The 19,934-nt window shown below is 49.5% G+C and carries 22 protein-coding genes; all 22 read right to left on the bottom strand.

The window, feature by feature from the left end; all coding sequences use genetic code 11:
- Window positions 1-5 precede the first annotated feature (5 nt).
- The 22 genes from fliF to ACZ481_RS11225 all read right to left on the bottom strand — a co-directional run bounded on the left by fliF (window position 6) and on the right by ACZ481_RS11225 (window position 19,911).
- A complete protein-coding gene (gene fliF / locus ACZ481_RS11330) occupies window positions 6-1,553 on the bottom strand; it encodes a flagellar basal-body MS-ring/collar protein FliF (RefSeq protein WP_464770246.1) in 1,548 nt (515 codons plus the stop codon).
- 91 nt (window positions 1,554-1,644) lie between these two features.
- Window positions 1,645-1,947 (bottom strand): flagellar hook-basal body complex protein FliE, encoded by a 303-nt coding sequence (gene fliE / locus ACZ481_RS11325; protein WP_464770245.1) that lies wholly within the window; start codon window positions 1,945-1,947, stop codon window positions 1,645-1,647.
- A gap of 9 nt (window positions 1,948-1,956) precedes the next feature.
- Entirely contained in the window at window positions 1,957-2,391 is a 435-nt protein-coding gene (gene flgC, locus ACZ481_RS11320) for a flagellar basal body rod protein FlgC (protein WP_464770244.1), read from the bottom strand.
- A gap of 2 nt (window positions 2,392-2,393) precedes the next feature.
- A complete protein-coding gene (flgB, locus tag ACZ481_RS11315; RefSeq protein ID WP_464770243.1) occupies window positions 2,394-2,804 on the bottom strand; it encodes a flagellar basal body rod protein FlgB in 411 nt (136 codons plus the stop codon).
- A 249-nt stretch (window positions 2,805-3,053) separates the two neighbouring features.
- The gene (gene codY / locus ACZ481_RS11310; RefSeq protein WP_464770242.1) at window positions 3,054-3,830 is read right to left on the bottom strand and encodes a GTP-sensing pleiotropic transcriptional regulator CodY; all 777 of its coding nucleotides are present in this window, start codon (window positions 3,828-3,830) and stop codon (window positions 3,054-3,056) included.
- A gap of 35 nt (window positions 3,831-3,865) precedes the next feature.
- A complete protein-coding gene (gene hslU, locus ACZ481_RS11305) occupies window positions 3,866-5,260 on the bottom strand; it encodes an ATP-dependent protease ATPase subunit HslU (protein WP_464770241.1) in 1,395 nt (464 codons plus the stop codon).
- An 18-nt stretch (window positions 5,261-5,278) separates the two neighbouring features.
- Window positions 5,279-5,809 (bottom strand): ATP-dependent protease subunit HslV, encoded by a 531-nt coding sequence (gene hslV, locus ACZ481_RS11300; RefSeq protein WP_464770240.1) that lies wholly within the window; start codon window positions 5,807-5,809, stop codon window positions 5,279-5,281.
- Window positions 5,810-5,830: 21 nt separating this feature from the next.
- Window positions 5,831-6,775, bottom strand: a complete 945-nt coding sequence (xerC, locus tag ACZ481_RS11295; RefSeq protein ID WP_464770239.1) for a tyrosine recombinase XerC — start codon at window positions 6,773-6,775, stop codon at window positions 5,831-5,833.
- A 95-nt stretch (window positions 6,776-6,870) separates the two neighbouring features.
- Window positions 6,871-8,169, bottom strand: coding sequence for a methylenetetrahydrofolate--tRNA-(uracil(54)-C(5))-methyltransferase (FADH(2)-oxidizing) TrmFO (gene trmFO / locus ACZ481_RS11290; protein ID WP_464770238.1), 1,299 nt, complete (start codon window positions 8,167-8,169; stop codon window positions 6,871-6,873).
- On the bottom strand, window positions 8,162-10,357 hold the full coding sequence (gene topA, locus ACZ481_RS11285; protein ID WP_464770237.1) for a type I DNA topoisomerase: 2,196 nt from the start codon (window positions 10,355-10,357) through the stop codon (window positions 8,162-8,164). Before topA ends, trmFO begins: the two co-directional genes overlap by 8 nt.
- On the bottom strand, window positions 10,354-11,478 hold the full coding sequence (gene dprA / locus ACZ481_RS11280) for a DNA-processing protein DprA (RefSeq protein ID WP_464770236.1): 1,125 nt from the start codon (window positions 11,476-11,478) through the stop codon (window positions 10,354-10,356). The genes topA and dprA overlap by 4 nt, the downstream gene beginning before the upstream one ends.
- A 268-nt stretch (window positions 11,479-11,746) precedes the next feature.
- Complete coding sequence (locus ACZ481_RS11275; protein WP_464770235.1) at window positions 11,747-12,871, bottom strand: MGDG synthase family glycosyltransferase; 1,125 nt, start codon at window positions 12,869-12,871, stop codon at window positions 11,747-11,749.
- Window positions 12,864-13,388, bottom strand: coding sequence for a 2-amino-4-hydroxy-6-hydroxymethyldihydropteridine diphosphokinase (folK, locus tag ACZ481_RS11270; RefSeq protein WP_464770234.1), 525 nt, complete (start codon window positions 13,386-13,388; stop codon window positions 12,864-12,866). Before folK ends, ACZ481_RS11275 begins: the two co-directional genes overlap by 8 nt.
- Window positions 13,385-13,753 (bottom strand): dihydroneopterin aldolase, encoded by a 369-nt coding sequence (gene folB, locus ACZ481_RS11265; protein ID WP_464770233.1) that lies wholly within the window; start codon window positions 13,751-13,753, stop codon window positions 13,385-13,387. The genes folK and folB overlap by 4 nt, the downstream gene beginning before the upstream one ends.
- Window positions 13,754-13,765: 12 nt before the next feature.
- On the bottom strand, window positions 13,766-14,968 hold the full coding sequence (gene folP, locus ACZ481_RS11260) for a dihydropteroate synthase (RefSeq protein WP_464770232.1): 1,203 nt from the start codon (window positions 14,966-14,968) through the stop codon (window positions 13,766-13,768).
- Window positions 14,969-15,114: 146 nt separating this feature from the next.
- Window positions 15,115-15,954, bottom strand: coding sequence for a methyl-accepting chemotaxis protein (locus ACZ481_RS11255; RefSeq protein ID WP_464770231.1), 840 nt, complete (start codon window positions 15,952-15,954; stop codon window positions 15,115-15,117).
- A gap of 45 nt (window positions 15,955-15,999) precedes the next feature.
- The gene (locus ACZ481_RS11250) at window positions 16,000-16,752 is read right to left on the bottom strand and encodes a TPM domain-containing protein (protein ID WP_464770230.1); all 753 of its coding nucleotides are present in this window, start codon (window positions 16,750-16,752) and stop codon (window positions 16,000-16,002) included.
- Between the two features lie 22 nt (window positions 16,753-16,774).
- On the bottom strand, window positions 16,775-17,329 hold the full coding sequence (locus ACZ481_RS11245; RefSeq protein ID WP_464770229.1) for a LemA family protein: 555 nt from the start codon (window positions 17,327-17,329) through the stop codon (window positions 16,775-16,777).
- A gap of 220 nt (window positions 17,330-17,549) precedes the next feature.
- On the bottom strand, window positions 17,550-17,684 hold the full coding sequence (locus ACZ481_RS11240) for a hypothetical protein (RefSeq protein ID WP_464770228.1): 135 nt from the start codon (window positions 17,682-17,684) through the stop codon (window positions 17,550-17,552).
- Window positions 17,685-17,839: 155 nt separating this feature from the next.
- Entirely contained in the window at window positions 17,840-18,382 is a 543-nt protein-coding gene (locus tag ACZ481_RS11235; protein ID WP_464770227.1) for a recombinase family protein, read from the bottom strand.
- Window positions 18,383-19,092: 710 nt separating this feature from the next.
- On the bottom strand, window positions 19,093-19,353 hold the full coding sequence (locus tag ACZ481_RS11230; protein ID WP_464770226.1) for a GlsB/YeaQ/YmgE family stress response membrane protein: 261 nt from the start codon (window positions 19,351-19,353) through the stop codon (window positions 19,093-19,095).
- Window positions 19,354-19,569: 216 nt separating this feature from the next.
- On the bottom strand, window positions 19,570-19,911 hold the full coding sequence (locus ACZ481_RS11225) for a L,D-transpeptidase (RefSeq protein WP_464770225.1): 342 nt from the start codon (window positions 19,909-19,911) through the stop codon (window positions 19,570-19,572).
- Window positions 19,912-19,934 lie beyond the last annotated feature (23 nt).

The following is a 19,934-nucleotide window of genomic DNA, read 5'->3' as shown; positions in this document are numbered from 1 at the left end:
TCCCACTATTCTTCCGCCAACCAGGTCTTGATCAGCTGAGCCACATCTTCAGGCCGCGATTTTGCATATTTTTCGACTGTACTGCGCTGTTCTGCCCGCTCTTTCTCCTGGGCGGTCAGCTCTTTTATTGCTGCCTGCTCTTCGGCCTCAGCAATCGGCTGGGGCTGAACATCAAGAGCTTCGACCAATTCTTCCTGCTGACGTCGTTGAGTATACCTGCGAAGCAAATAAAGTATAGCAATAATGGCAATAACGAGCAGTCCCACTTTAAGCATAAGTGCCTGTTGCTCTTGTCTGGCAAGCGCTTCTTCATCCTGCCGCTGTCTGTCTGCCAGTTCGGTGCTGAATTGAATGCTTTCCACAGCGATACTGTCGCCGCGGGCCGGATTAATACCGATGGCACTGGCTACTGTTTTGCTCAGGCTCTCTTGCTGGTCTCTCGGCACAGCGGCATCCACGAGTACAGCCACCGTTACCCGTTTGATCGAGCCTGGTGTACTAACGACTTTTTCTTTGGTTTCATTGATCTCAAAGTTACGGATTGCTTCTCTTTTCTCATAATTGGACTGAGAGTTATTGCTTGCTACATAACCGGGAATATTAGAGGTCGTGCCCGGCACGCCGCCCGGAGCCCCGGAGTTGCCGGTATAGTTTTCGCTCACTTCCTGGGAACTGCGAATTATGCCTTTATCATCAACAACCGGTTCAAATATCTGTCTGTCCAACGTACGCTGGTCAAAATTAAGCTCGACATTGACCCTGGCAGCCGCTTTCCCAACACCTAGGGTTTGATCAAGCAAGGATTGCACGTTTTTTTGCAAATCTTCCTGTACTTTCTTGGTCATCTCAAACTGGGTCAACGTCGTTGTGCCAGCCATTCGCGCTTCTTCGGACTGCTCATTCAATACCCGGGCCAGATGGTCGACAACGGTGATATTTTCTGGCTTCAGCCCCTGCACACTATGCGCCACCAGGTTGACAATGCCGTTGATCTGTTGCAGCGACAACTGGGTCGAGGGTTTCAGCTTAAGCATGATAGACGCCGTGGCCGGCTTCTCGCTTTTTTTATACAGGCTGTCTTCGGACATAACAATATGTACCCTGGCTTTTTCCACTTCCTCCATTTGCTCAATCGTCCGGGTAAGCTCACCCTGGATGGCCTGCAATAACTGAACCTTATTCTGGAACTCGGTGGTCCCGAATTTATTCTGTTCAAATATTTCAAAGCCTTTGCTCCCCCGCGGCAAACCCTGGCTGGCTAAATCAAGCCTGAGCTTGTGCACGTCTTTGGCTGGCACTAAAATAACTGTGCCATTACTGCCTGTTTGCACCTCATACGGGACTTTCATTTCTTTTAACTTCGCAGTAACCTGACCTGCATCTTCGGCCTCAAGAGTAGTAAATAAAGGCACATTATCAGGGCGGCCGCCCCACCAGTAGCTCCAAGACAAAACAGCTAAAAATATGCATGCGGCTGTACCAAGAATAATGTACCTGTGTTTATTATTCATATTTTGCCAAAGGCGCAGAGACTGTTCTTTCAAGTCAGCCATGTCTCCACCCTTTCAGTTAAGGAAAGTATATATTTAACTAAATATATTATAAAAGGTACTCTTGGTAATGCTGATTTTTTTCACTTCGGCATTACACCTGCATCCTCATTACTTCCTGATAGGCATCGACAATTTTAGTGCGGACTTGCATCGTAAGCTGCAGGGCAATTGATGCTTTTTCAGCAGCAATTGTAACTTCGGCCACATCCTGAATCTTGCCGGCAGCAAGGTTGAGTCTCGCCTGCTGGGCTTCACCCTGCAGTTCATTAACGTTGGTTAACGCCTCTTGCAGATATTCACCGAAGGCTTTTTCCGGCTGCCGGGGGCTGTCGGGCGCATCTGTTGCCGGCAGCGTACCTTTCACAGGCATTAATTTCAAAGCTTCTATTTGCATGTTATTCTCCTACCTTCCGATGTCCAGAGCCTTGGCAGCCATACTTTTGGCGGCGTTGACCGCTGCTACGTTCGCTTCATACGCTCTCGACGCAGTAATCATATCGACCATTTCCGTGACAATATTCACATTAGGCATCTCAACATAACCCTCACGGTTAGCATCCGGATGATCGGGATCATACATAAGCTTAAGCGGAGCATTGTCTTTAATAATGCCGGTTACCCGCACGCCGTCGCCGGCATCCATTTGACGGGAAAGGATCTGACCAAACGAAGCCTGGCCGGACCGGGGTTCAAACACCACCATTTGCCGGTGGTAAGCACCGCCTTCCGCCGTGCGGGTCGTGTTGGCGTTGGCTATATTATTAGAGATAACATCCATGCGCAGCCGTTCCGCCGTCATGCCGGAGGCAGCGGCATCAATAGCCCGGAACATTCCCATAATCAGCGTCTCCCTTCATTAATCGCAGACTTAATTCCTGAAAAATATTTATTCAGTTGTTGAGCAACGGCATCGTAATAAATAGAGTTTTTTGACAGGCTGGCCATCTCACTGTCAATATCCACATTGTTGCCGTCACTGCGCAGCGAAGTGGTGGTAATGGTGTTAACCGTCGGTTCAACCTGCAGGCCTGACTTTAGCGGCAGATGACGGGCGTGAGTCCGGGCAATCGGCGTAGTGTTGGGATTCAGCGCCAATGCCAGCTGATCTTCAAAGCTCACTTCGCTCTTTTTAAATTTCGGGGTATTTACATTGGCAATATTGTTGCTGATTACTTTATGGCGAAGTGAGGCTGCACCCAACGCTTTTTCCAGTACCGAAACCTGAGTCGATTTTAAAAGTGAGTTAAGCATTGCTAGCCCTCCTGTTAATTTTACATCCATCCCACTTTTTACTAAACGTTATTTGTGCTTTTTGATCTTATGCATATTTCTACATAATGCGCAGAAATCCTCTATAAATCTGCTTAAGTTTTTGTAAATAGGGCCAAAAGTCCTAGGGGGCAAACGGGGTGTAGGTATTCGGAACTATAAAATCCGGGCCTGCCTCAATTAGGCAAAAAAAATCCAGCTGCAGTGAATACAGCTGGATAAATATACAGATTATTTCTTTAATTTTTTCAATTCATCCAATAACCGCTCATTCAGCACCTTGATATAAGTTCCCTTCATGCCCAGCGATTTCGATTCAATGACACCGGCACTCTCAAACTTCCGCAGCGCATTGACAATAACAGAACGGGTAATGCCGACGCGGTCGGCGATTTTACTGGCCACCAGCAGCCCTTCATTCCCTTCAAGCTCACTTAAAATGTGCATTACCGCTTCGAGCTCGGAGTAGGATAAAGTGCCTAATGCCACTTGCACAGTCGCTTTTTTCCTGGCTTCCTCCTCAATCTTCTCACTGCGGTCTCTGAGCATTTCCATGCCGACAACCGTTGCGCCATATTCTGCCAGTACCAGATCATCATCGGTAAACTCAGCGCTGAATTTGGCGACAATCAGGGTGCCAATGCGGTCACCCACACCATGAATAGGCACAATAGTTGTAAATTTGTCGTTAAACATGCAGCTTGTGCCATCGCTAAAGGTGCACAAACCGCCTTCCAGCCTAAGATTCGGCGAAGTCAGGTCGATCTTTTGCAGCCAGTTTACATAGCGTTCAGGAAATTTACCCATTTGCAATACTTTATCCCGCATAAGATCACACTCAAAATCATCAATCAACGCAAATCCCAGGACCGAGCCGTCTTTACTTACAATATAAACATTAGCGGCCATAACTGTGCTGAGGACTGTGGCGACCTCGCTATATTCAACATTTTCCGATTTCTGAAGCAGTTTGTTGATGGTACGCGTGCGTTCCAACAATGACGACATAATATTCCCCTACCTTTCATAATAAGACAAATAAGCTATAAAATATAGTGACTTAAATCCTGATTAACCACAATGTGGTCTAATTTCGCTTTTACATACTCACGGTTAATAATAATCAGCTTCTCCCCTGCGTCTGGAGCATCAAAAGCCAGATCTTCCAACAGCTTTTCCAGGATGGTATGTAATCGGCGGGCGCCGATATTTTCTGTCTGGAGGTTTACCTTGCAAGCGATGTCTGCCAGTTCATCAATAGCGTCCTCTGTAAACTCGATTTTTATACCTTCCGTCTCCAGGAGACTGATATATTGCTTAATCAGCGCATTCGCCGGTTCGGTCAGTATTTGACGCAAATCTTCCTTAGACAAATTAGTCAGTTCAACCCGGATGGGGAACCGCCCCTGCAATTCAGGTATTAGGTCCGAGGGTTTGGAAACATGGAAAGCGCCGGCAGCAATAAATAAGATATGATCTGTTTTCACCGGCCCGTATTTAGTTACGACCGTAGACCCTTCAACAATCGGCAATATATCACGCTGAACACCTTCCCGCGAGACATCCGGGCCGGAACTCTGCCCCCGGCCGGCAATCTTGTCAATCTCATCAAGAAAGATAATCCCCGAGTCTTCGGCAAGGCTTACCGCATTTGTCGTAACCTCATCCATATCAATCAGCTTTTGTGCTTCTTCCTGGATAAAAATCTTCCGGGCGCTGGCAATCGTTACTTTCCGTTTTTTTTGTTTTTTGGGCAGCAGATTCCCTAGCATATCTTGAATATTCATACCCATTTCCTCGATCCCGGTGCCGGCAAACATCCCCATTGCCGGCTGCGTGGCATCTTCGACCGTAATCTCGATGAGTTCGTCTTCCAGTTCGCCGCTGCTAAGGCGTTTCCGCCACCATTCCCGGCCGGTAGTGAAGGCCTGAGATTCTTCCGGTTCCGGCGGCTTTTCCTGGCTGGCACCCATGCCGCCGGCAAACAGCATTTCAAAAGGATTACGGGTAGATTCTTTTTTTACCGGCGGCACAAAATGATCAAGGATGCGCTCCTCCGCCAGCACCTTGGCCTTATCATTTACTTCAATAATTTTATGTTGCTTGACCATCCGGATGGATGTTTCCACCAGGTCCCGCACCATAGATTCGACATCACGCCCCACATAACCTACTTCAGTAAATTTGGTTGCTTCGACTTTAACAAAAGGGGCATTCACAAGTTTGGCCAGGCGCCTGGCGATTTCTGTCTTACCAACACCGGTAGGACCGATCATTAGGATATTCTTAGGGATAATCTCTTCCTTAAGCTCTGCTGGCAGTCTCTTGCTGCGCCAACGATTTCTCAGAGCCACGGCCACTGATCTTTTCGCTTGCTGCTGACCGATAATATACTTGTTTAATTCACTGACTATCTCTTTTGGTGTAAGTTCCAGCAAAATCATCCCCCCTTTTAACTATAACTCTTCCACAGTAATATGGTCATTTGTGTATACACAAATATTGGCGGCAATCTCCAGGGCAGTCCGGGCAATAGCCGCAGCCGGCAAAGCCGAATGCTGCACCAGTGCTCTGGCCGCGGCCAGGGCGTAAGGCCCCCCGGACCCAATAGCGGTAACACCATCATCTGGTTCAATAACCTCGCCATTGCCGGAAATAATAAGCAGATGAGCAGCATCAACAACAATCAACAGCGCTTCCAGCCGCCTTAAAACGCGGTCAGAACGCCACTCCTTGGCCAGTTCAACCGCTGCTCTCATCATGTTGCCGTTGTACTCTTCCAGCTTTCCTTCAAACTTCTCAAATAAAGTAAAGGCGTCCGCCACCGAACCGGCAAACCCGGCTAATACTTTACCATGGTAAAGCCGGCGGACTTTTTTGGCATTATGCTTCATCACCGTGTTTTGACCAAAAGTTACCTGCCCGTCACCAGCTATGGCAGTTTTCCCCTGATAGCGAACCGCAACAATTGTTGTAGCATGGAACATAAGTATCACCTCCGAGGAAATTTAGGCTCGTGGATGAGATTTTTTATAACTCGCTTTGAGCCTTTCGGTGCTTACATGGGTATAAAGCTGGGTTGTCGATAAATTGACATGCCCTAACAGTTCTTGCACGGACCGCAGGTCAGCGCCATTGTTCAAAAGATGGGTGGCAAAAGTATGCCTGATACTGTGAGGAGTAACATGTTTGGCAATTGCCAGCGCCTCAACATATCTCTCGACAATACGGCGGATGCTCCTGTCGGTAAGTGGTCCACCCCGGTTATTGACAAACAGGCGCTGATGGATTTTTTCTTTTTGCCGGCCATACTCACCGGGCTTAGCACACAGTTTGCTGCGCGAACTGGCCAGGTAGCTTTCCAGAATTCGGGCCGCACTCCGGCCAATAAGGACCAGCCTTTCCTTGGCCCCCTTGCCGGAAACAATAATTGTGCGGCCGGCAAAATCAATATCCTGCAGGTTAATCCCGGCAAGTTCACTTACCCGGGCCCCGGTTGCGTACAGGACTTCCAGTACCGCCCTGTCCCGCAGGCCCAACGGACTGTTGTCCGGCAAGGAAAGCAAATCGCTGATTTCATCGGGGTCAAGAAAAACCGGCAGCTTTTTTTCCAGCTTAGGTGTTCTGATAGTAGTAAACACATTTTCAGAAATGATGCTTTCCCGGCATAAAAACCGGAAAAACGACCTAAGCGCCGCAATTCGTCGCATAATGGTCGCTTTAGCATACTGCTCGGATTTTAAATAAGCCAAATAACTGCGAATTAAAACCGGAGTAATCTGAATAAGCAGAGCCTCCTCAGCCCCTTGCCTAGACACAAAATCCATAAACTGCAGAATGTCACGCTGGTAATTGTGAATAGTGTGCTGGGATGCGTTTTTTTCAATTTTTAGGTACAACATAAACTGATCCAGCAGTTGGTATATGTAATCCAATTCTTTACTTTTAGCCATGTCACTCGATCTTTCGTCTGTTACCTGATTCTGGTCTTGCGGAAATTACTATTATACTAACATACCTGCTATAATTCCGCAAGATTATTGTCAAATTATTCAAATAAATTCTCCATTACCTGCAATGCCCTTTCAGCAATGGCTTTATTTTTCAGCTTCTTATCTTTCATTTTATGCCCCAGCGGCGGCAACAGACCAAAATTTATATTCATCGGCTGAAAACCAGCCGGATCTGCCTGCGTAATATAACGGCATAAGGCGCCATGGGCTGTTGCCGCCGGAAATACCAGCGGTTCCAGGCCACGTACTATCCTGGCGGCATTAATCCCTGCTATCAGGCCGCTGGCGGCTGATTCCACATATCCCTCAACCCCCGTAATCTGCCCGGCAAACAGGATCTGCCGGTGTGCCTTCAGCTGCAAAGTCGGTTCCAGTAAGACCGGCGAATTAATAAATGTATTCCGGTGCATCACTCCGTACCTGACAAATTCAGCATTTTCCAAGCCGGGAATAAGTCGGAATACCCGCTTTTGTTCCGGCCATTTAAGATGGGTCTGGAAACCGACAATATTAAATAATGATGCGGAAAAATTGTCCTGACGGAGCTGCACGACCGCGTAAGGGATTTCTCCCGTCCCGGGATTTTTCAGGCCAACAGGTTTCATTGGCCCAAACCGCATGGTGTCAATGCCCCTGGCGGCCATCGATTCTATCGGCATACAGCCTTCGAAGACAACCATCTTTTCAAACTCCTTGCCCGGGGCAACCTCGGCCTGGGTCAGTTCCTGCCAAAAGCGTTCATACTGCGCCTTATCCAGTGGGCAGTTCAGATAATCGTCAGCCCCTTTGCCATAGCGGGAAGCACGGTAAATAATAGCCATATTCAGTGAATCGGCGGTCACAATCGGCGCGGCCGCATCATAAAAATACAAATAATCACTGCCGGTCAACCGGCCGATCTCACCGGCTAAAGCCGGTGACGTCAGCGGTCCGGTGGCAATAACCAGCGGCCGGGCTGCAGGGATTTGCGCCAGTTCGGTATGGCTAACGGTAACCCGGGGATGCTTGACAAGGGTCTCGGTAATCATCTGGCTGAACGCAGTGCGGTCAACGGCCAAAGCCCCCCCGGCCGGCACGCAATTTGCATCGGCCGCCTTCATAATCAGGGAGTTAAGCCTTCTCATTTCCTCTTTCAGCAGGCCCACCGCATTTTCAACCGCCGCCGCCCGCAGGGAGTTGCTGCAGACCAGCTCGGCAAACTGGCCGGTATGATGGGCCGGGGTCATAACCTGGGGGCGCATTTCATATAAATCCACATCGATGCCGGCTTCAGCCAGCTGCCAGGCAGTTTCACTGCCGGCCAGGCCAGCTCCGATTACAGTAACTTTAGCCACTTTTTTTCCTCCGGTTGGCAGCAGGCTTTTTCGCTTTAGCCTGATTCTCATTATCGCCTGTTTTTGCAGGCGTTGCTTTATTCTCAGGTGTTTGCCGGGTTGAGCAGTTTTCGTTGCTGCATGCGGCCGCAACACCGCCATTTTTATATTTGTGCCGCACCATAAAGGCGCCGCACACCTGGCAATTTTCCTTCAGCGGCAGATCCCAGGTATTAAAATCACATTCCGGATAGTTTTCACAACCATAAAAAACCCGGCGCCGTTTAGTCTGACGTTCCACAATCGCCCCCTGGCATTTGGGACACTTGACGCCGGTATCTTTTAAAATCGGCTTCGTGTTGCGGCAGGCCGGAAAACCCGGGCAGGCTAGAAAATTCCCGTACCGTCCCTGCTTAACGACCATCAGCCGGCCACAATTTTCACAAGGAATATCAGATACCTCAACAGGCAGCTCGACAGGCCCGATTGCTTCTTCAGCAAAACTCAGGTCTTTGGCAAAGGGGCCATAAAATTGTTCCAGAACACTTAACCAGGATGCATCGCCTTCCGCAATTTCGTCTAATTGATCTTCCATCCCGGCCGTAAATTCGGCATCGACAATTTTATCAAAATACTGCTTCAAAAGATCAAGTACCACAAAACCCAGTTCAGTGGGAAAAAATCTTTTATCGACCCGTTCCACGTAGCCCCGGTCAACAATTGTTTCGATTGTCGGGGCATAGGTACTGGGCCTGCCAATCCCTTTTTCCTCCAGTGTTTTAACCAGTGATGCCTCCGTATAGCGGGGCGGCGGTTCGGTAAAATGCTGGCGGGGATCGATTTTACTTAGCTTTAAGACCTGCCCGGGGGTGAGAACAGGCAGGGTGGTTTCATGATCCAGGTCACTGTCGGCGGTTTGCTCTATTTCTTTGCCTTTACCAATTGTACCGCTGAACGCAGCTAAAAAACCCGGGAACTTAAGCTGGGAGCCGGTAGCCTTCAGTTTATAGCGGCCGGCAGTAATCTCGATGGTAAGGGTGTCATAGACGGCAGCGGTCATCTGGCTGGCCATAAATCTTTCCCAGATAAGCGTATATAATTTTAGTTGATCTTTGCTGAGATTTTTATCAATCGCGGCCGGGGCCAGTTCAAGGCTGGTGGGCCTGACCGCCTCATGGGCATCCTGGGATTTCTTATTGGCATATACAGGCGCCTTGGCCGGCAGATAATCTAAACCGAATTTCTGCTCAATGTAGGTTCTTGCCTCCAGCTGGGCCGTGTCCGCTACCCGGGTTGAATCAGTCCGCATATACGTAATAAGACCGACCTGCCCGGCCCGGCCAATGTCCAGCCCTTCATATAATTGCTGGGCAACCATCATCGTTTTCCGGGAGGTAAAGCCCAGCTTGCGGGCCGCCTCCTGCTGCAGAGTGCTGGTGGTAAACGGCGGATAGGGATTGCGCTTTCTCTCCCGCTTTTTAACATCACTAACCACATATTCGGCTGTATTTAACTCACCGACAATAGCAGCGGCCTGCTGCTCGTTATTAACCGTCGGCTTCGTACCGTCAACGGCTACTAATTCGGCATCAAAACCTTTGGCATTATTTTTTTCTTTGAGTTTGGCTGTTATTGTCCAGTACTCTTCCGGCACAAAGGCCTGAATCTCTTTCTCCCTGTCGCAAATCAGCCTGACAGCAACCGACTGAACCCGGCCGGCACTAAGGCCTTTGCGGACTTTGCGCCATAATAGGGGGCTAAGCTTATAACCCACAATCCTGTCAAGTATCCGCCGGGCCTGTTGCGCATAAACCCGGGGCAGGTTGATGGGACGCGGCTTTTTAACCGCCTGCTGAATGGCCGGCTTGGTAATTTCATTAAATTCAATCCGGCAGGTACTTCGCTCCGGAATATTAAGGATATGCGCCAAATGCCAGGCAATGGCCTCCCCTTCACGGTCAGGGTCTGTTGCCAGATATACTCTGTCGGCATTCTTGGCTGCTTCTTTCAAGCCCTTAATCAGATCGCCCTTGCCCCTGATGTTAATGTACTTAGGCTCAAAGCCTTGCTCAATATTAACACCAAACTGGCTTTTTGGCAAATCACGCAAGTGTCCCATAGAAGCTTTGACTGTATAATTTTTACCTAAAAACTTTTCTATTGTTTTGGCTTTGGCCGGGGATTCTACCACAACTAGAGCTTTGCTCACTTATTTCCCTCCCTGGCGGCACAAGTATAGCTTTGACCGCTATGTTCGACCGTCAAACCCCGTAATGTGAGTTGCAATAATATATATGCAGCCGTTGCCGGCAGTACATTCAGTTTTGTAACAATTTCTTCAATTCCTATAGGCTCCTCATAATTCAATAAATTATACACAGCCTGTTCATCCTTGGTCAAGTCCATTTCTGCCCGTTTGGGCGGATCCGTTTCCCAGCCGTATTCTTCCAGGATGTCACCGGCCCGGTCCACCAGCCGGGCTCCCTGTTTGATAAGTCTGTTTGTCCCCTGGCTGGTGCCGGCAAAGATACTGCCAGGCACGGCAAATACATCCCGCCCTTCTTCTAATGCAAAATCGGCAGTGATAAGGGCCCCGCTCCGCTCAGCGGCTTCCACCACAATAACCCCCCGCGCCATACCGCTGATGATACGGTTGCGGGCGGGAAAATGCCGGGCCTGGGCCATAACCCCCGGGGCATATTCGGAAATTACCGCCCCGGCCTCGGCAATACGGGCCAGCAGCCTGGCGTTTTCCGGCGGATAGGAAATGTCCACCCCACAGCCAAGCACGGCAACGGTATAGCCCTGCTCCAGCGCGCCCTGGTGGGCAGCCGTGTCAATCCCTCTGGCAGCGCCGCTGATAATTCCAACCCGGGCCGCTGCCAGCGCCGACGCCAGCATGACGGCGGCATTCCTGCCATAAGGCGAGGCCTTGCGCGCGCCGACAATAGCCACAAGCCGGTCATGGCCGGGCAAAACGCCGCGATAATATAAAACATAAGGCGGATTGTAGGTGTTACGCAGCAAAACAGGGTAGTTGTCATTTGTTAAGCTGCAGAGAAGAATTCTCTTTTTCATTAATATTTCAGCCAGCTTATGTACATCTAGCTTGTCCCGGTGCACAAGCAAATTATTACACACAGTGTTATCCAGACACTTTGATAAAAATAAATCGCCCTGGTCAGCCAACCAAGCCTGCCGGGCGCTACCAAAATGATCAACCAAGGCCTTAATGCGTGAACTGCCAATACCCGGAATCTGCTGTAAGGCAGCCAAGTAATACTGCTCCATATTCAGTTCCTCCACTTTTAATTCCTCGCGGATGACCATTGGGTAGTTTCTTGCCCGCCCTAAGCCAGTGAATACTGACGTCTATTTTCCGCAACTCTTCGTTGCCGTCAGTCCGCACACATCCGGTATGCTTCCCTCCTCCACCTTGGTTTGCGAAAAATAGCAGCGCCATTATTTTACTGTTTTAGAGCGGACAAGCTACTCGTAGTTGGTAAATCATAATACTTGCAATTATACCTGGGATAAAATCCATAGGTCAAGAGTCCAAGGTCCTATAAAAGCATTTTTTAACAAATTTTTTATATTATTAACCTTTTAAGTGGCATTCGGCAATAAAATCGGCAATATTTTTCGCTGCGTAAGGCCGGCCAAGTAAAGCTGCCTGCCGGCGCAAGGTAACAATATCATTGTCATTTGTAAACAGTGTAGTCAGGATCTTCGCCAGCGCAGGCAAGGAATCTGCCCTGAGCGCGACCCGGTTGGCGAGCAAATAACGGGTATTTGCTTCTTCCTGGCCGGGTATAGGCCGGTAAATAACAAGCGGTACCCCCATGGTAAGTGCTTCGGCCGAACTCATACCGCCGGGTTTGGAGATCAGTACATCGGCGGCCCGCATCAGTTCATGCACATTATCCACAAAGCCGAAAACTCTGACAGGGTGCCTGCTGGTTGCCTGCAGTTGAGACAGTTGCTGGTATAATAACTGATTGTTTCCCGCTACCGCAATGATCTGCAAAGGCCTGTCAATTTGTGCGCATAAAGTAAGGATTTCAGCCATTGGCATTACGCCGGCGCCGCCCCCCATAAGCAGGATTGTTTTGCGGTCCGGACTCAGTGCAAGCTCAGCCAATATTTGCTCTTTGCCCCCTGGCTGGCTGAAGCAGGCACTGACAGGTATGCCTGTTACCACTACAGACCGGGGGTTGATCCCCTGCTGGCTTAAATATTCGGTCATAGCAGGATGAGCCACGAAATAATGCTCAAACTCCGGATAAACCCAGAGCCGGTGGGCCACAAAGTCAGTAATGATTGCGGCGGCGGGCACTGTAATCAGACCTTTTCTTTTCAGCCAGGCGACAAGGCCGGCCGGCGTTGCATGGGTACAGACAATGGCGGCCGGCTGAAACTGTTTGATATAAGCCAGCATCCGCTGTGCCAGCAGCTGACTGACAAGCTCCCGGCCAAGCAGGGCCAGCCGGCTTTGATTTCCCCAGCCGTACATTGCGCCATAAGCGTGAGGGAAAGTAGCGAGTATTTTTAAATAACATTTAAGTATTGTCCGGCCAATAAACGGATGGCAGAAATCAAATACATTGCACAGTTCCGTATGGCACGAATGGTGTAGCCTAAGCAGCTGGCTCACAGCCTGGGCTGCTTTAAAATGGCCGGCCCCAATCGGGGCGCTGATAAATAAAACCCGCGTTTTAACCAATAGTATTCGCCTGCCAAGTATTTTTTACTGTTCCATAACGGTTAACCTCGCTGTCATCGCCGGTTGCGGCCAGCAGGGCCTGTACTGTTTGTCCTTTATATACCGGGCAGTCACCGGCAATCTCTGCCAACGGGATTAAAACAAATTTCCTGTCAGGCATCCGGGGATGGGGTAATTCCAGTATGTCAGTAGCCATTTCTACATTATGATACAATAAAAGATCAATGTCAATATTTCGCGGCCCCCACCGCACCTCCCGCACCCGGCCCATCTGCCGTTCTGTGCCAAGACATGCGGCCAGCAGCTCCAGCGGCGGTAAATCAGTAGCAATTTCAATAACCGCATTGAGAAAACGGGGCTGCTCCCTAAGCCCGACCGGTTCTGTCTCGTATAAGGAAGATACCTGCTCAACCGCAATGCGCGGATGAGCATTCAGCAGCCTGATGGCAGTAGCAATATTTTCTTCTCTGGTAATACGGCCAACGCTGATATTAGAACCCAGTCCTAAAACAATCATTCGCCCCGTCTCCGTACAGCCTCAACCTCAACATACTCCAGGGCGGCAGCAATGGGGACCGAAGGTTTGCGCACCCGGACAATGACTTCCTCAACCAATGGCTGCAGGCGTAAAACCTCCCCGGCAATATGGTAGGACAACGCCTCCAGCAGCTGGAACCGCTGATTCTCCACAATCTCTTTGGTTTGATTATAAATAGTAACATAATCTACGGTTTCTTCCAGGCGGTCACTTTTACCGGCCTGACTTAAATCGGCCTTCATGTCCAGATCAACATAAAAGCGCTGCCCTAGTTCCCGCTCAAATTCGTACACCCCGTGGAACCCGTAAAACACCATATTTTTTAAAGAAACCCTATGGCTCACTCTAGCTACCCCCTACTGATATTTAGCATTTGTTATTGCATCTGTCACCCGGGCAATGCGGGCTATCGCCTTGACATCATGGACCCGAACAATATTGGCGCCTTTGGTAATTCCCACAGCGACAGTAGCGCCGGTTCCTTCCACCCGGTCAGCAGGCGGGGCATTTAAAATATCGCCAATGAACCGCTTGCGGGAAGTGCCTAACAGTATCGGGCACCCCATTGATTTTAGCTCCTCCAAGCGCGCCAGCACTACTAGATTAGCTGCCGGCGTTTTGCCAAACCCAATGCCAGGATCGATAATAAACTGATCAGCGCTGATACCTGCAGCCTGGCCGATCTCAACACTGCGCCGCAAAAACTCAAGAATATGGGCCATAATATCCCGCTGATACACGGTCCCTTCCTGATTGTGCATAATCACCACCGGCACCCCGGCTTCGCCAACGACCTTGGCCATGCCGGGGTCGAACTGCAGGCCCCAGATATCATTGATCATATGGGCGCCGGCTTTAAGGGCCTCCCGGGCCACACTGGCTTTATAAGTATCAATCGAGACAGGCACACTGGCAACAGCCAGTACTTTTTCCAGGACAGGCATTAACCGCTCCAGCTCTTCCTGCGCCGATATTTTCTCTGATCCGTAGGGTCTCGTAGACTCAGCACCGATATCGATAATATCGGCCCCGTCTTTAACCATTTGCTCCGCCTGCTTCAGGGCGGCATCAATCGTATTAAACTTTCCCCCGTCCGAAAAAGAATCGGGGGTAAAATTTAGAATTCCCATAACCAGTGTTTTCTCCGGCGTAATGGCCAGCTGGTGGCTGCCCAGCTGATAGTCGCGCCGGGGGAAGGACTCGCTGGCGGCAATAACAGTCTCCAGTTCCTGAGCCAGTTTTTTTAAGCCCCATGGCTGGACCTTAAGCTGGGGAATACATTGTTTATAATGTTTTAAGCTCCCGCTTAACAGCACATCGGTGTATTGGTCGCTAAAATCGGCCGCGCCCCTGGCGACAGAGGCCTCGCCGCCTTTGGCAAGAAAGGTCTGTTTTAAGATCAGCGCGGCTTTACTTAGCACATTTTCCACTTTAATCGTTTTATATACGGCTTTATTAGACATAATAGCCGCACCGCCGGGATCACATTTAACCTTGTACAGTTCAGCCTTAGCCTGTTCCTGGCTTTTTATCTCAATTACCCGCATATTGTATTGCATTAGCGTCCTCCCCTATTGCGACAAAATATAATTTTATTGTATCATAAAATTATGTAGAATAAAGATTATTATGCAAATTTTAGAAATTTGCCCTTTGGTTTGGCCAATATCGTAAATAAAAAAGTGAAACAACCCTGCTGGTTGTTTCACTTTTTTTCATTATTCATACTGGCTGCCAGACTGGCAAGCTGCTCAGACATTGCCATAAGCGTCTGGCTGTGGGCTGTAAGGTCCTGAATGGTATTGGCCTGATGCGCGGTAACCGCATCGATCTGATTTATTTCCACGCCAATTTTCGCAATTGATTGTTTAATATTATTCAGGATCGTGGTAATCTGAGTTGCCGAACTGGCACTATTGGTGGCCAGTTTGCGGACCTCCTCGGCAACGACGCCAAACCCCCGCCCCAGCTCTCCGACTCTGGCGGCCTCAATGGCGGCATTCAGACCTAAAAGATTGGTTTGACTGGCAACATTTTTAATAAAGCCAACAACAGAATCCGTATCGGCCACCTCTTTGTTGGCGGCAACTGACATATCTTTAAGAACGCGCCCGCTGGCTGCCAGTTCTTCGGCCTGGGCCAGAATAGACTGAATTGACGAGGACATATGGACAGCGGAACTGGATAACTGTCTGGCCGCCGTTGCCAGCAGGTTTTGACGTTCCATGGATTCGTGAACCGCAACAGCGCCAATGACCTCACCCTGTTCGTTAATTATCGGCAGACTGATGGCAATATAGGGAATACCGTACACTTCACTGCCTACGGCCACAACCACCCGTTGCCGCTGCTGTATTGCCTGATAGGCAGCCGCTCCCGGTTTGAGTGCTTCGCCAACAACCACCTGGCCTTCGAGTTCAGGAATCGAGTAAGATACCAACCATTTTTCCCGGTCACTCACCACCACCCCAACCTTGCCGTTAACTAACTGGGGAATATACTTTGCAACCGTGGTAAAACAGTTTAATAAGGAAACCTCTGCCATCTAAATCCCTTCCTTTATTCCCGCAATTGCCCTACACCGCCGGCATTACCATCTACGGCTGGAACCGCCGCCGCCGCCCGAGCCGCCGCCATAGCCGCCACCGCCGCCACCGCCGCGGAACCGTAACAGTGAAAGAATGAGATAAGTAATCGTGCCGCCGAAAAACAGCCAGTCAATAATAAACAATGCCAGCGCCCCTGCTGCTATCGCCAGCTGCCCCCACCAGGGCAGGGTATCCCACCACGACGGATTGGCGGCAGAACGCACGGTAGCGGCTTTAGCGTCAGTATGGATATCCAGTTTATATTCCTGGGCCGCAATGCCGACCAAGGCCTGATAACCATTCCAAATCCCCTGGTTATAATCATTGGCGGCAAAAAACGGCAGCATGTAGTCATCCTGTACAGCTCCGGTGCGGGCGTCGTTTAACGCGCCTTCCAGGCCGTATCCCACTTCAATCCGCGCTTGCCGGTCATCGACCGCAACAAGCAGCAGTACCCCGTTATTTAGCTGTTTATCCCCAATACCCCACCGCCGCAGAACCTCCAGGGCGTATTCCTCTATAGCGGCTCCCTCCAGGCTCTTAACAGTCAGCACAACAATCTGCGCCTTGGTTTTATCTGCCAGTTTGCCCCCCAGAGCATTAATTTTATTTTTAGTATCTGAATTTAATACGCCGGCGTGGTCCTGAACATAGAAACTGTGTGTCGGCGCCGGCGGGATCAGGGGTTGGGCCGCAGCCAGGGAAATTAGTAATAGGTATACTACTAAAACAAGCCAGGCCAACCTTTTATTCATAAATTACCCCCTCATTCGGCCATTAGAAATTTACTTGGGGAACTTGTTCCGCGCCTGGAGCGGCCTGAAAATATTCCTTGGGCCCGAAGCCCATCATGCCGGCGAACAAACTGGTCGGCAACGAGCGTATTTTAACATTATAGCCCTGCACGGCATCATTGTAATCTTTACGGGCTACGGCAATCCGGTTCTCGGTACCGCTAAGTTCGTCCATAAGCGCCCGGAAATTTTGATCGGCCTTAAGATTAGGATAGTTTTCCACCACTACCAGCAGCCGGCTGAGGGCTGAATTCAACTCATTGTCTGCCTGGGCCTTGTTTACCGGTCCCTGGGCTCCTGCCAGCTTGGTCCGCGCATCGGCGACTGCCTGAATTGCCTGTTGTTCATGGGCAGCATAGCCCTTTACCGTATTAACCAGGTTAGGTATTAAATCGGCCCGCCGCTGCAGCTGGTTTTCGATCTGACTCCATTTACCATTGACATTTTCATTAATGCTAACCAATGTGTTATAGTTGAAAACAGCACTCACCAACAAGGCGCCAACAATCGCGATAATGACCCATACTGTTTTATTCATCTAAAAACCTCCCTTTATATAAAAATACTGCTATTTATTTTATTATCTCAAACCGGCTTGAATATACACCTGTTCACCTCCTGGCAAGCCTCAGCTTGTATTATCTATCTTTCTATTTTAAAGCATTCTCCATCCTGTTAAAGTTTCCCTGCCTTGCTTACAATAGAATTGCCCCCGGCCTGCGCCGGGGGCTTACACTTATGTTTACATTAGCAAGGCATCAGGTGGAACGTTTTAGGTGATTAGCCTCAGATTGCCAATTTTCCAGTTTTTTAATAATATTAGGCAGATCAGCCAACAACTGCTGCAATTCTTCCTCTGTCAAACCTGTGTCTAATCTTTTGGCATTATCCATGCTAGGTACACCTCTCTATCTTAAATCTAAATGCGAGATCACACGGATGCAACCTCGCAGCTAATGCCAACATTATACACTATTTCGACAAATTTTACTAGCAAATTATCTTGGCCGTACGTATAAACGGCATTCATCCGGGCATAAGAACCTGGTTATTTTTTAAGATAATGGCTGATTTCCTCAGCCCAGCCGTCATAAATGCCCAATATGGATACCGCTAAGCCTTCCAGCTTTTCCCGGCTGGATTTAGGCTCCCGGTCCCAGAAATCGATTAAACCGGCAATATGAGCCAAGAACAATTGCCGGGCTTTATTATCTGGTTTACTTGCATTCCCGGCAGCAGCAGGCTCAGTTGCAGCCTGGGCCTGGTCCGTTTGCTCCGCCGGCCTTAATTCGTCTTCGTCTGGCAGGACGAGCTGAAGCCTGTATTGTTTGTTAAACTCCTTTGCCTGGCTGAAGCTGCTGAATAGGCGGTCGGAGCTAAGGGCAATAATAATGTCGCCGGCCTGATAGTCTGCCAGCATGTTGTTAAACCCGGGCCTGTCAACATCTGCAGTCAAACCGCTGTCAACATATATTTCGATATCGTCGGCTCCCAGGATTTCGGCCTGCTTCCGGCATTTCTGGAGCTGGGTTTCGATACTGAATGCGCCTTGGTTTTCCTTGCTGACCCGGGCATATAAAAGGGCTTTCATAGATACTATCCCCCTATTTATTTTTTCGGACATCCTTTTGCACGGCAGCCTGCCAAAGACTGTTAAGCATCTACTTGCAGCTGGAGCTTCAGAAGCAATCACCCTGTTAAACAGCAAAAGGCACATAAAAAACAATCCACAAAAGGGCAGACAACCTGTGTCCAGGCCCTTCCCCTGTTGTTAGCCGGCGGCGTGATGTATTATAGCCTATGCGCCGCCAGGGAAATCGGTTACAGCCAGGCAAAACAGACAGAAAAAAGCCGTCGGCCTGCTGAACGTAAACTCGTTTCAGCAAAGCTGAAACTGCGGGAATTCAGGCGGAGAGTCAACGCCACCCCTGAACTGACGCGCCTCCAGAGGCGGAAGTCTTAACCCGTCAGATAAGGGTACCATGGAGCCAAGCGCATGTGTAGGCAACAACCTCGCATGCGCTTAATTTTCCCGGCAGCAATGATTGCCGGCCCTAGCAGCGTGACAACCCTAATCCTGCGGATACTGACGGGATATTTTCCGTAAGCCTGCGTTGTCGTCAATCGGCATACGTCCGGTATGCCTCATTCCTCCGCCTTGTCTTACGAAAAATCTTCTCGCCATTATCCTACAGTTTTAAGGTTGACACGCTGCTAGGCGGCCTGGGCACGCAAAAAAATCCGCTTCATCAGGAAGGATGAAGCGGTCGTAGTCAATAGTTTTTCTGCTGATCGCAGCGCTTATGTACTAGCCTGATTACCGCTGAACAAACGGATAACCCAGAGAAAAATCATCGCGCCGATGATGCTGGTAACAAGCTGGCCAATCAGCCCGTAGGTGTTGAATCCTAATAAAGATAAGGCAAAACCGCCAATAAACGCTCCCACAACACCGACAATAATGTCAACCCATAGCCCAAAACCATGACCACGCATTAGTTTGCCGGCCGCCCAGCCGGCCACAGCCCCAATAAGCAAAAACCAAATTGTATTTCCTATCATTAAAAAACACCTCCGCCAGTAGTATGCTTAACTAATGTAAAAATATACCGCCAGCGGTTTAAGACAGCTCCAGGCCCCGGACGCGAGGCTGGCTCTAGAGCTTACGCCAATAGACAGGGACGGTACTGTCTTCGGCTAAAACAGTTCACCGTCCCTGCCCGCTTTTCCCCTCTGACAACCGGGCTGCCTCTTGCCAGCAGCTTTTATGGCTAACCGCTAATGCATCATCGTCACCGGGGTGCCAATCTCCACTTTTTCAAAAAGTTCTGCAATGTCCTGATTGTACATTCTTACACAGCCGCCGGATACCTGTCCTTCAACCGGTCCAAACCAGGAACCGTGCAGGCAGGTTTTATCTGTGGACAGGACAAACCGGCGCGAACCAAGGTCCACTTCACCGGGCTCGGTAAAGATTAATTTGTCTATAACCTGATAACTTCCCGGGGGAGTGGGTGTTTCCGCCTTACCTATTCCTGCCGGATATTCGGCAATCAAATTGCCCTCTTCATAATAGGCAACACGCAGCGTTGTAAGGTTCACAACAATATACTTTTTCATTACTATTCGCCTCCGACCTCAGT

The organism is Sporomusa intestinalis, from assembly GCF_055383785.1.
The sequence above is the reverse complement of the archived record's forward strand: the minus strand, read 5'-3'. Positions and strand labels throughout refer to the sequence as shown.

Bases quoted from the DNA above. Each gene is read 5' to 3' on its own strand.
- fliF (WP_464770246.1), bottom strand. From the start codon at position 1,553: ATGGCTGACTTGAAAGAACAGTCTCTGCGCCTTTGGCAAAATATGAAT.
- fliE (WP_464770245.1), bottom strand. From the start codon at position 1,947: ATGCAAATAGAAGCTTTGAAATTAATGCCTGTGAAAGGTACGCTGCCG.
- flgC (WP_464770244.1), bottom strand. From the start codon at position 2,391: ATGGGAATGTTCCGGGCTATTGATGCCGCTGCCTCCGGCATGACGGCG.
- flgB (WP_464770243.1), bottom strand. From the start codon at position 2,804: ATGCTTAACTCACTTTTAAAATCGACTCAGGTTTCGGTACTGGAAAAA.
- codY (WP_464770242.1), bottom strand. From the start codon at position 3,830: ATGTCGTCATTGTTGGAACGCACGCGTACCATCAACAAACTGCTTCAG.
- hslV (WP_464770240.1), bottom strand. From the start codon at position 5,809: ATGTTCCATGCTACAACAATTGTTGCGGTTCGCTATCAGGGGAAAACT.
- xerC (WP_464770239.1), bottom strand. From the start codon at position 6,775: ATGGCTAAAAGTAAAGAATTGGATTACATATACCAACTGCTGGATCAG.
- dprA (WP_464770236.1), bottom strand. From the start codon at position 11,478: ATGGTCATCCGCGAGGAATTAAAAGTGGAGGAACTGAATATGGAGCAG.
- folK (WP_464770234.1), bottom strand. From the start codon at position 13,388: ATGATTGTTTTAGGACTGGGTTCTAATATCAGCGTTGGCCGTATTACC.
- folP (WP_464770232.1), bottom strand. From the start codon at position 14,968: ATGCAATACAATATGCGGGTAATTGAGATAAAAAGCCAGGAACAGGCT.
- ACZ481_RS11255 (WP_464770231.1), bottom strand. From the start codon at position 15,954: ATGGCAGAGGTTTCCTTATTAAACTGTTTTACCACGGTTGCAAAGTAT.
- ACZ481_RS11250 (WP_464770230.1), bottom strand. From the start codon at position 16,752: ATGAATAAAAGGTTGGCCTGGCTTGTTTTAGTAGTATACCTATTACTA.
- ACZ481_RS11245 (WP_464770229.1), bottom strand. From the start codon at position 17,329: ATGAATAAAACAGTATGGGTCATTATCGCGATTGTTGGCGCCTTGTTG.
- ACZ481_RS11240 (WP_464770228.1), bottom strand. From the start codon at position 17,684: ATGGATAATGCCAAAAGATTAGACACAGGTTTGACAGAGGAAGAATTG.
- ACZ481_RS11235 (WP_464770227.1), bottom strand. From the start codon at position 18,382: ATGAAAGCCCTTTTATATGCCCGGGTCAGCAAGGAAAACCAAGGCGCA.
- ACZ481_RS11230 (WP_464770226.1), bottom strand. From the start codon at position 19,353: ATGATAGGAAATACAATTTGGTTTTTGCTTATTGGGGCTGTGGCCGGC.
- ACZ481_RS11225 (WP_464770225.1), bottom strand. From the start codon at position 19,911: ATGAAAAAGTATATTGTTGTGAACCTTACAACGCTGCGTGTTGCCTAT.